The following is a 9,890-nucleotide window of genomic DNA, read 5'->3' as shown; positions in this document are numbered from 1 at the left end:
CCCCACGCCCCGCCTGACAAGGATGACCCCATGACCGATCTCGTCGATCCGGCCCGCGCCGCGGACGGCTTCCGTTCCGGCTTCGTCTCGCTCGTGGGCCGGCCGAACGCCGGCAAGTCCACGCTCACCAACGCGCTGGTGGGGGAGAAGGTGGCGATCACCTCCTCCAAGCCGCAGACCACGCGCCACACCATCCGCGGGATCGTCCACCGCGAGGACTTCCAGCTCGTGCTCGTGGACACCCCGGGCCTGCACCGGCCCCGCACCCTGCTCGGCGAGCGCCTCAACGACCTCGTGGCGGAGACGCTCAACGAGGTCGACGCCGTGGGCATGTGCCTGCCGGCCGACGAGGCGATCGGTCCCGGCGACCGGTTCATCGCCCAGCAGCTCTCCTACCTGCACCGCACCCCGGTGGTCGCCGTGGTGACGAAGACGGACAAGGTGGGCCCGGAGCAGCTCATGGCGCAGCTCGTGGCCGTGACCGCGCTGGGCGACGAGGTCCTCGGGCCGGAGAACGGCGGGGAGGGCTTCGCGGCCGTCGTGCCGGTCTCGGCGGTGGCCGGCCGCCAGGTCGACGACGTCCTGGGCGTCTTCGCGGGCCTGCTGCCGGCCGGGCCGCCCCTGTACCCCGACGGCGAGCTCACGGACGAGCCGGAGGCGGTCATGGTCGCCGAGCTCATCCGGGAGGCGGCCCTGGAGGGCGTGCGCGACGAGCTGCCGCACTCGGTGGCCGTGATGGTCGAGGAGATGTCCCTGCGCGAGGACCGCCCCGCGGATCGGCCCCTCATGGACGTGTGGGCGAACGTCTTCGTCGAACGGGACAGCCAGAAGGGCATCATCATCGGCAAGGGCGGCTCCCGGCTGCGTGAGATCGGCGCGCAGGCGCGGGCGGGCATCGAGCGCATGCTCGGCACCAAGGTGCACCTGGACCTGCGGGTCAAGGTCGCCAAGGAGTGGCAGCGCGACCCCAAACAGCTCGGCCGACTCGGCTTCTGAGCCCGAGGCCCCGGCCCGGGCGCGCACGCGCCGGAGCGGGCCGCCGTCGTCGTGCGTCACACGGGGACGGCCTCCTGTGGCCCGGCCCACCTCGGTGCTAGGGTCGGGGGCATGTCCCTCCGCCTCGCGACGACAGCGCCGGCCACGGCCCGCCTGCTACTTCCCGGCCGCACGGGGTCCCCGTGCCAGGCCGTGATCCACGCCGCCTGAGCGCATGCGGAGGCAGGACGCCTCCCACCGGACCGGACACCCCGTGCGGAGCCCCTGACCTCCCGGTCCGGCCACCGACCACCCACCTTTCGCGCGCCCGCCGCGCGCACGTCGAGGGAGAACACGCATGAGCGCCCACCTGCAGAAGTCGTCGGGGATGAAGTTCCACAAGTACGTCCCGTTCCAGGACCAGATCGAGGTCGCCCTGCCGGACCGCACCTGGCCGGACAAGGTCATCGAGAAGGCGCCGCTGTGGTGCGCCGTGGACCTGCGCGACGGCAACCAGGCCCTGATCGACCCCATGGGCCCCGAGCGCAAGTTGCGCATGTTCCAGCTGCTCGTCGGCATGGGCTTCAAGGAGATCGAGGTCGGCTTCCCCTCCGCCTCGCAGACCGACTACGACTTCGTCCGCCAGCTCATCGAGGGCGACCACATCCCGGACGACGTCACCATCCAGGTCCTCACCCAGTCCCGTGAGCACCTGATCGAGCGCACCTTCGAGGCGCTCGAGGGCGCCGACCGGGCCATCGTGCACCTGTACAACTCGACGTCGGTGCTGCAGCGCCGCGTGGTGTTCCGGCAGGACGAGGACGGGATCGTGGACATCGCGACCTCCGGCGCGCGCCTGGTGAAGAAGTTCGAGGAGCAGCTCAAGGGCACGCAGATCACCTACGAGTACTCGCCCGAGTCCTACACGGGCACCGAGCTCGAGTTCGCCCGGCGCATCTCGGACGAGGTGGCCACGGTCCTGGAGGCCTCCACCGACCGCAAGATGATCCTGAACCTGCCGGCGACGGTGGAGATGTCCACCCCGAACGTGTACGCCGACTCGATCGAGTGGATGCACCGCAACCTGGAGCACCGCGACTCGCTCATCCTCTCCCTGCACCCGCACAACGACCGCGGCACGGGCGTGGCCGCCGCCGAGCTGGGCTACCTGGCCGGGGCGGACCGCATCGAGGGATGCCTGTTCGGCAACGGCGAGCGCACCGGCAACGTCGACCTGGTGACGCTGGGCATGAACCTGTACTCGCAGGGCGTCGACCCCATGATCGACTTCTCCGACATGGACCACGTCAAGCGCACGGTCGAGTACTGCAGCCAGCTGGCCGTGCCCGAGCGCTCGCCCTGGGGCGGCGACCTCGTCTTCACGGCCTTCTCCGGCTCCCACCAGGACGCCATCAAGAAGGGCTTCGAGGCCATGGAGGTCGACGCCAAGGCGGCCGGCACCGACGTGGACGGCATCCCGTGGGCCGTGCCCTATCTGCCCATCGACCCGAAGGACATCGGCCGCTCCTACGAGGCCGTCATCCGCGTGAACTCGCAGTCCGGCAAGGGCGGCGTCGCCTACCTGCTCAAGTCCGAGCACAACCTGGACCTGCCGCGCCGCGCGCAGATCGAGTTCTCCCACGTCATCCAGGATCTGGCCGACGCCCAGGGCGGCGAGGTCTCCGGCGCCGACCTGTGGCGCGTGTTCCAGGACGAGTACCTGCCCGCCGACGCGGCGGAGGCGCAGTGGGGCCACTACCGGCTCCGCTCGGTCTCCTCGGCCTCCGGCGAGGACGGCGCGTTCCGGATGGAGGCCGAGCTCGAGGTCGACGGCGTCACGCAGACCCGCGCGGCGCAGGGCAACGGCCCGATCGACGCGTTCCTGCGCATCCTCGGCGAGGAGGGCGTGGACGTCCGCGTGCTCGACTACTCCGAGCACGCACTGTCCGAGGGCGGCGCGGCCATGGCCGCCGCCTACGTGGAGGCGGCCGTGGGCGACCGTGTCCTCTGGGGCGTTGGCCTGGACCACAACACCACCACCGCCTCGCTGAAGGCCGTGGTGTCCGCGGTGAACCGCGCCCTGCGCGCGTGAGCGGCTCCGGCTCCTCTTGGCGGGGTGCGCGGCACGGCGGCTACGCGGCGAACTCGTTCCGCACCGAGGCCATCGTGCTGCGCACCCACCGTCTGGGGGAGGCCGATCGCATCGTCGAGGCGCTCACCCCCGAGCACGGCCTGGTCCGGGCCGTGGCCAAGGGGGTGCGCAAGACGTCCTCCCGGCTGGGCTCGGTGGTGGAGCCGTTCATGCACTCCACGCTCCAGCTCGCGCGCGGCCGGGGCGAGCTGCACACCGTGAGCCAGGCGCAGCTGCTGCACCCGTACGCGACCATGCTGGCCGCCGACTACGACGCCTACACCGTCGCCGGCGCCCTCGCCGAGGCCGTCGAGCGGGTCCCCGCGGTGGACGACGACGGTCGGCGCGCCCAGTACCGCCTCTTCCACGGCGCGCTGGCCGCGCTGGCCCGCGGTGCGCACGACCCACGCCTGATCCTGCACTCGTTCCTGCTGCGCGCGCTCGCCCAGGCCGGCTGGGCCCCCACCTTCGACCGGTGCGCCCGCTGCGGCGCCCCCGGCCCGCACACGGCGCTGCACGTGGGCCTCGGCGGGGCCGTCTGTCTCGAATGCAGGCCACCCGGTGCCGCGCACCCAGCCCCGGAGACCTTCGACCTGCTCTCGGCCCTCGCGGCGGGGGACTGGGCCACCGCGGACGCCTCCGGGGCCCCCGCCCGCCGCGAGGCGGCCGGTATCGTGGCCGCGTACCTGCAGTTCCACGCCGAGCGGCGCCTGGTGTCCCTGTCCGTCCTGGACCAGGACCTCGGCCTCCCCGCCCCGCGCGTCGAGAGGAGACCATGAGCGCCGACCGAGCCCCGCAGTCCCCGCCGCCGCACCCCTCGGGTGCGGTCGCCCCGCGGATCGACCCGCGTTGCGTGCCCCGGCATGTGGCGATCGTGATGGACGGCAACGGACGGTGGGCCAACCAGCGCGGCCTGCCGCGCACCGAGGGCCATCGGGCCGGCGAGGCGGCGCTGCTGGACGTCGTCGCCGGGGCGGTGGAGCTGGGGATCGGCCACGTGTCCGCGTATGCGTTCTCCACGGAGAACTGGCGGCGCTCGGCGGAGGAGGTGCGCTTCCTCATGGGCTTCTCCCGGGACGTGCTGCGCCGGCAGCGGGACACCCTGCACTCGTGGAACGTGCGGATCCGGTGGAACGGGCGGGCCCCGCGCCTCTGGACCCCCGTGATCCGGGAGCTGCAGGAGGCCGAGGAGCTCACGCGCCACAACACCGGCACCACCCTGCACATGTGCGTGAACTACGGCAGCCGGGCCGAGATCCTGGACGGCGTCCAGGCGATCGCCGAAGAGGTCCGGGCCGGCCGGATGCGGCCGGGGGAGATCAGCGAGGACGTCATCACCCGCTACCTCGACCGCGGTTTCCGCACGGGTCAGGACGTCGACGTCGTCCCGGACGTGGACCTGTTCCTGCGGACCTCGGGGGAGCAGCGCCTGTCCAACTATCTGCTGTGGCAGTCCGCCTACGCGGAGCTGCTGTTCCTGGACGTGCTGTGGCCGGACGTCGACCGGCGGACCCTGTGGGCCGCCGTCGAGACCTACGCCCGCCGGGACCGCCGCTACGGCGGCGCCGTGGACACCCCTCAGCCGGCGCCGTCGTCCGGCGCGCCGGACTCGGCCTCGGACGCCGACGGCGGCGCGTAGGCCCCCAGCCACGTGAGCGTCGCGGCACCGGCCGCCTCGCGCACCGACGCGGGGGAGGCGAACACGTCGTGCAGCGCGTCGGGGAGCCGGTGGACGGTCACCCGGTCGCCGAGCCGCAGGGAGCGGCGGGCCATGGCGTCGGGGTCCAGGACGATGTCCGAGGTCAGCATCGCCTCGGCGTAGGACGTGCCCCGATGCCCGCGCGCGGAGACGAGCACGAGGATCGGCACGGTGACGTCGAGCCGCCCGGCCACGGCCCGGTGCCCCGAGAGGACCGCACTCAGCCAGGCGGCCGGCACCTCGAACGCGTGCGGGGGACGCCAGAGCGGGTGCAGGTCCCATTCGCCCTCGGCCTGGTCCGAGAGGGTGCGCCAGTAGTGGTCGATGCGCGGCAGTGTGAGCATGGCGTAGGGCTTCATGGCGGAGACGGGCCCCACGATGGACTTCGCCAGCAGGCGCACCCCCGCGCTGCCCTGCATCTCCAGCCACGGGCTGTTGAGCACGAGCGCGGCGAGGCGGCCGGGATTCCGGTCCGCCCACAGCGCGGCGATCAGCCCGCCGGTGGAGTGTCCCATGAGGATGGGCGGCAACGGGTGGTCCTGGGCGATGGTCTCGAACGCGGCCTCGAGGTCCGCGTCGTAGCGGGCCAGGTCGTCCGTCCAGCCGGGCGTCTGTCCCGTGCGCAGCGAGCGGCCGTAGTGGCGGAGGTCGACGGCGTGGAAGGCATAGCCGGCGGCCTCGAACGCGTGGGCGAGCGGGGCGTTGTAGAAGTAGTCGCTCCAGCCGTGCACCGAGAGGATGGGCCGCCGGGCCGGGTCACGGGCGGCGTCGGTGCGCGGACGCACCACTGTGACAAGGTTCTGTCCTTGTTCATCGGTGTCGAGGCCGAGCGTGCATCGTTCGAAGCCCGGCAGCCCGTCCGGGACCCAGCCCAGGCCCGGCGGATCGTCGAGGAACGGGCGGGTGTCCTCCTCCGTCGGTCCGCCGGCGGGTGCGCCGTGCGGGGCGGAGGGGTCCGGGGGCGTCGGCTGGATCGGGTCACGGGCCATCCGACCACTCTAGGAGGACCCCGGACGGGCGGGAGGCCCGTGCGAGGATGGGGGCATGCAGCTGCCTGATCCCAAGTCCGCCGTCGACGGCCTCCTGACCTCCCGTGCGCCTCGCCTGTACCCGCCCTTCTTCCGTGCCGTGTTCGGCGGCATGGACGCGGAGCAGGCGCACCATCGGGGCTTCGACGCGATCCGGCTGGTCGAGCGCACCGGGGCGTCCGCCGCCCTGCGCGCCGCCTTCCGCCCGGACCCGATGCTCGCGCGCACGGTCATGGGCCTGCGGTTCCCGACGCCCTTCGGCCTGGCCGCGGGGTTCGACAAGGACGGCCGGGGGACCGCCGCTCTGGCCGACCTCGGGTTCGGCCACATCGAGGTCGGCACGATCACGGCGCAGCCGCAGCCCGGCAACCCGCAGCCGCGACTGTTCCGTCTCGTGGACGACCGGGCGCTGGTCAACCGCATGGGCTTCAACAACGACGGCGCGGCGGCCGTCGCCCCCCGCCTGGCGCGGACCCGGCAGACACTGGAGCGCCGCTTCGGCCCGGCCCGGCCGGTCCTGGGCGTGAACATCGGCAAGACCAAGGTGGTCCCCCTCGAGGACGCGGCGGACGACTACCGGGCCTCGACCCGCCTGCTCGCGCCCCACGCCGACTACCTGACGGTCAACGTGTCCTCGCCGAACACGCCGGGGCTGCGCCAGCTGCAGGAGATCGACGCGCTGGAGCCGATCCTCACGGCGGTGCGCGAGGAGGCCGACCGTGCGGTCCCGGACCGTCGCGTGCCGCTGACCGTGAAGATCGCCCCGGACCTGGCGGACGACGACGTGCGCGCCGTCGGGGCGCTCGCCGAGCGCCTCGGGCTCGACGGCGTCATCGCGACCAACACGACCGTCTCCCGGGAGGGTCTGCGCACCCCGCGTGCCGACGTGGACGCCCTGGGCGCGGGCGGCCTGTCCGGCGCCCCGCTCCAGGAGCGGTCGATGCGGGTGCTGGAGGTCCTGCGGGCGGCGCTGCCGACGGGCACCGCCGTCGTCAGCGTGGGCGGGGTGACGGACGCCGACGACGTCCAGGCCCGGCTCGACGCGGGCGCGGACCTCGTCCAGGGCTACACCGCGTTCCTCTACGAGGGCCCGTTCTGGGCCGGCCGGATCACCGCCGGGCTGGCCCGGTCCCTGCGGGGCTGACGGTCTGCTCGCCGGGGACGCGACGGCCCGGACCCACCGGGGTCCGGGCCGTGGCGCGGTGTCGTGTCAGGCGGGGTACTCGCCCCGCTTGACCTGGGGCTTGGGCAGACGCAGGCGGCGGAACTGCAGGGCCCGCATGATGCCGTAGAAGCCGGTCCCGGACTCCGGCGTGCCGAAGCGCTCCGTGAGGCCCTTCTTGATGTGCCGGCTGACCAGGAAGCTCTCGATGAGCACGAGGGCCACGAGGACGTACAGGCTGATCATCAGGATCAGCTGCGCCTCGCGGCCGGGGATGAACATGAGCAGGACGTAGGCGAAGACGACGGGCATGAGCCACTCGCCGATGCCGGTGCGTGCGTCCACGTAGTCACGGACCCAGCGCTTCTGCGGTCCCTTGTCGCGCGCCGGGAGGCCGCGCTCGTCCCCGGTCTCCAGCGCGGCGCGCTGGCGCATCCGCTCCTGGGCCATCGCCTGACGCTCGGCCTTGCGGGCCGCCTTGCGATCCTCGGGGACCAGGGTGCGACGGCGCGCGGCCTCCTGGTCGCGGCGCCGCGGAGTCGGGCCCTTCTTGCCCTGCGAGCGGTCGCGCGGCCCGGCCTCGGCCACGGCGGCGCCCTCGGCGGGAGCGGCCGAGGAGCCGTGAGTCGAGGGGGCGGGCGCGGTCTCGGGGGTCTTGTCTCGCTTGAACACCCCTCCAGTCTAGTGGTGGGGCGCGTCCGGCCCGCCCGGAGGCGCGGCCCTCGGCTCGGCCGCCGTCTACGCTGGCCGTCATGACTGACATCACCTCCCGTGCGCCGCAGGACGCGGCCCTCGTCTCCGCCGTCCGTGAGGCCGTCGAGGCCCGTTTCCCGACGACCCTCCAGACCCTCACCGACCTCGTGGCGATCCCGGGCATCGCCTGGGACTCCGCGGACCGCACCCAGCTCGAGCGGTCCGCCGAGGCCGTCGCGGGCCTGCTGCGCGAGGCGGGCCTGCAGGAGGTGGAGATCGTGACCGAGACCCGCGACGACGACCGGCCCGGTGGGCCGGCGGTGATCGGCGAGAAGCCCGGCGCCTCTGACAAGCCCACCGTCTTGTTGTATGCCCATCACGACGTGCAGCCGATCGGGGACGAGGACCTCTGGGACACCCCGCCGCTCGTGGCCACCGAGCGCGGCGGGCGGCTGTACGGCCGCGGCGCCGCCGACGACAAGGCCGGCATCATGGTCCACCTCGCCGCTTTCGCCGCCCTGCGGGACGTCCTGCCCGACGCCGGCGTCGGCGTCCGCGTCTTCATCGAGGGCGAGGAGGAGGCCGGCTCGCCCACCTTCCGCACCTTCCTGGAGGAGCACCGGGCGCGCCTCGACGCCGACGCGATCGTGGTCGCGGACTCGTCCAACTGGGCCGTGGGGGAGCCCGCGCTGACCACCTCCCTGCGTGGGCTGGTGGACGGCACGGTGACCGTCCGGGTGCTCGACCACGCCGTGCACTCCGGCATGTTCGGCGGGCCGGTCCTGGACGCCGTCGTCCTGCTCTCGCGGCTGATCGCCACGCTCCACGACGCGGACGGCGCGGTCGCCGTGCCCGGCCTCGAGCCGCGGCAGACCGCGGGCCTGGACTACCCCGAGGACGTCTTCCGTGCGGACGCGGGCGTGCTGGACGGGGTGACCCTGGCCGGCCGCGGCCCGGTCGCGGACCGGCTGTGGAACGCTCCCGCGCTGAGCATCATCGGGATCGACGCGCCCTCGGTCGCGGAGTCCTCGAACACGATCCAGCCCGCGGCGCGCGCGAAGTTCTCGCTGCGCCTGGGCCCCGGCATGGAGCCCGCGGAGGCCTTCGAGGCGCTGCGCACCCACCTGGAGGCGCAGTCCGCGGCGGTGCTCGGCGCGGAGATCACGGTCACCGCGGGGGAGTTCGGTCAGCCGTTCACGACGGACACCTCGGCCCCCGCCGCGGCCGCGATGATGGCCGCCCTGGAGGACGCCTGGGGCGTCGAGCCCCGGGCGATCGGCATGGGCGGCTCCATCCCGTTCACCGCGGACCTCGCCGAGGTCTTCCCGGAGGCCACCCTCCTCATCACGGGCGTGGAGGACCCGGACACGCGGGCGCACTCGGCCAACGAGTCGCTGCACATCGACGACTTCAAGCGGGCCGTCGTGGCCGAGGCGCTCTGGCTCGCGCGGCTCTCGGCGTGAGCGCCGCCCGGCCCGTCGGTGCGGCGGGCCGGGAATGCCCCGTGGGCGGCTAGTGTTGTCCAGGAGACCACACGCGCGTGACGGCCCCGTCCGCGCCCCATGATCTGAGGAGGTCACGATGGCTCTGTCCGCAGAGGAGACCGGCGTCGAGATCGGCGCAACCCAGGACGCCGAGGGCCTGCCCCCGCACGAGGTCGAGCTGACCGACGTGGCGGCCGGCAAGGTGCGCTCGCTGCTCGAGCAGGAGGGTCGCACGGACCTGCGGCTGCGGGTCGCCGTGCAGCCGGGCGGCTGCTCTGGCCTGATCTACCAGCTCTACTTCGACGAGCGCGTCCTCGACGGCGACACCGTCCGTGACTACGACGGGGTCGAGGTGATCGTCGACAAGATGAGCGTGCCCTATCTCATGGGCGCGACCATCGACTTCGAGGACACCATCTCGAAGCAGGGCTTCACGATCGACAACCCCAACGCGGGCGGCTCCTGCGCCTGCGGCGACTCCTTCCACTGATCTGCGGGCGCCCGGAGCGCCTCGGACCGCGAACCGGCGGGTCGGCCTCGGCCGGCCCGCCGTCGTCGTGCCCGGGCACCGTGCCCAGGATGCTCGGACCCGACTCCCAGACACGATCGGCACGTGTCACGGTGCGGTGAATCCGCGTGTTTCGGCTTAGACTGGCTCTGAATCATCAGGGCATACCCGTGCTCCCTGCGAGGACGCTGCGAGAAGTCGCCGAATCGT

At 73.2% G+C, this 9,890-nt stretch carries 9 protein-coding genes; 7 read left to right on the top strand and 2 right to left on the bottom strand.

The window, feature by feature from the left end:
• Positions 1 to 30: 30 nt before the first annotated feature.
• The 4 genes from era to J1M38_RS09880 all read left to right on the top strand — a co-directional run bounded on the left by era (position 31) and on the right by J1M38_RS09880 (position 4,745).
• Positions 31 to 996, top strand: coding sequence for a GTPase Era (gene era, locus J1M38_RS09895; RefSeq protein ID WP_041103742.1), 966 nt, complete (start codon positions 31 to 33; stop codon positions 994 to 996).
• Between the two features lie 337 nt (positions 997 to 1,333).
• Positions 1,334 to 3,067 (top strand): 2-isopropylmalate synthase, encoded by a 1,734-nt coding sequence (gene leuA, locus J1M38_RS09890; RefSeq protein ID WP_127435400.1) that lies wholly within the window; start codon positions 1,334 to 1,336, stop codon positions 3,065 to 3,067.
• Positions 3,064 to 3,885 carry a DNA repair protein RecO gene (gene recO / locus J1M38_RS09885; protein ID WP_041103746.1) on the top strand — a complete coding sequence of 274 codons (822 nt, stop codon included), beginning with the start codon at positions 3,064 to 3,066 and terminating at the stop codon, positions 3,883 to 3,885. Before leuA ends, recO begins: the two co-directional genes overlap by 4 nt.
• On the top strand, positions 3,882 to 4,745 hold the full coding sequence (locus J1M38_RS09880) for an isoprenyl transferase (protein ID WP_060973667.1): 864 nt from the start codon (positions 3,882 to 3,884) through the stop codon (positions 4,743 to 4,745). Before recO ends, J1M38_RS09880 begins: the two co-directional genes overlap by 4 nt.
• On the opposite strand, the gene J1M38_RS09875 is transcribed toward J1M38_RS09880, so the two are convergent.
• Positions 4,685 to 5,794 carry an alpha/beta hydrolase gene (locus tag J1M38_RS09875; protein WP_060973666.1) on the bottom strand — a complete coding sequence of 370 codons (1,110 nt, stop codon included), beginning with the start codon at positions 5,792 to 5,794 and terminating at the stop codon, positions 4,685 to 4,687. The genes J1M38_RS09880 and J1M38_RS09875 overlap by 61 nt on opposite strands.
• Positions 5,795 to 5,849: 55 nt before the next feature.
• On the opposite strand from J1M38_RS09875, the gene J1M38_RS09870 reads away from it, so the two are divergent.
• A complete protein-coding gene (locus J1M38_RS09870) occupies positions 5,850 to 6,977 on the top strand; it encodes a quinone-dependent dihydroorotate dehydrogenase (RefSeq protein WP_060973665.1) in 1,128 nt (375 codons plus the stop codon).
• Between the two features lie 66 nt (positions 6,978 to 7,043).
• Here the strand turns inward: J1M38_RS09870 and J1M38_RS09865 are convergent, their stop codons facing one another.
• Positions 7,044 to 7,667 carry a DUF3043 domain-containing protein gene (locus J1M38_RS09865; RefSeq protein ID WP_036336545.1) on the bottom strand — a complete coding sequence of 208 codons (624 nt, stop codon included), beginning with the start codon at positions 7,665 to 7,667 and terminating at the stop codon, positions 7,044 to 7,046.
• Positions 7,668 to 7,747: 80 nt separating this feature from the next.
• On the opposite strand from J1M38_RS09865, the gene J1M38_RS09860 reads away from it, so the two are divergent.
• Together J1M38_RS09860 and erpA are read left to right on the top strand one after the other, a co-directional pair.
• A complete protein-coding gene (locus tag J1M38_RS09860; protein WP_206481472.1) occupies positions 7,748 to 9,151 on the top strand; it encodes a dipeptidase in 1,404 nt (467 codons plus the stop codon).
• A 118-nt stretch (positions 9,152 to 9,269) separates the two neighbouring features.
• Entirely contained in the window at positions 9,270 to 9,662 is a 393-nt protein-coding gene (gene erpA, locus J1M38_RS09855) for an iron-sulfur cluster insertion protein ErpA (protein WP_002854644.1), read from the top strand.
• Positions 9,663 to 9,890 lie beyond the last annotated feature (228 nt).

This window comes from Micrococcus sp. KRD070 (assembly GCF_017168435.1).
GTDB lineage: Bacteria > Actinomycetota > Actinomycetes > Actinomycetales > Micrococcaceae > Micrococcus > Micrococcus luteus.
Note: the sequence above shows the minus strand (reverse complement) of the source record. Positions and strands in the feature narration are given on the sequence as shown.

Coding starts and splice junctions, on each gene's coding strand:
- era (WP_041103742.1), top strand. CDS start 31: ATGACCGATCTCGTCGATCCGGCCCGCGCCGCGGACGGCTTCCGTTCC.
- J1M38_RS09880 (WP_060973667.1), top strand. CDS start 3,882: ATGAGCGCCGACCGAGCCCCGCAGTCCCCGCCGCCGCACCCCTCGGGT.
- J1M38_RS09870 (WP_060973665.1), top strand. CDS start 5,850: ATGCAGCTGCCTGATCCCAAGTCCGCCGTCGACGGCCTCCTGACCTCC.
- J1M38_RS09860 (WP_206481472.1), top strand. CDS start 7,748: ATGACTGACATCACCTCCCGTGCGCCGCAGGACGCGGCCCTCGTCTCC.
- erpA (WP_002854644.1), top strand. CDS start 9,270: ATGGCTCTGTCCGCAGAGGAGACCGGCGTCGAGATCGGCGCAACCCAG.
- J1M38_RS09875 (WP_060973666.1), bottom strand. CDS start 5,794: ATGGCCCGTGACCCGATCCAGCCGACGCCCCCGGACCCCTCCGCCCCG.
- leuA (WP_127435400.1), top strand. CDS start 1,334: ATGAGCGCCCACCTGCAGAAGTCGTCGGGGATGAAGTTCCACAAGTAC.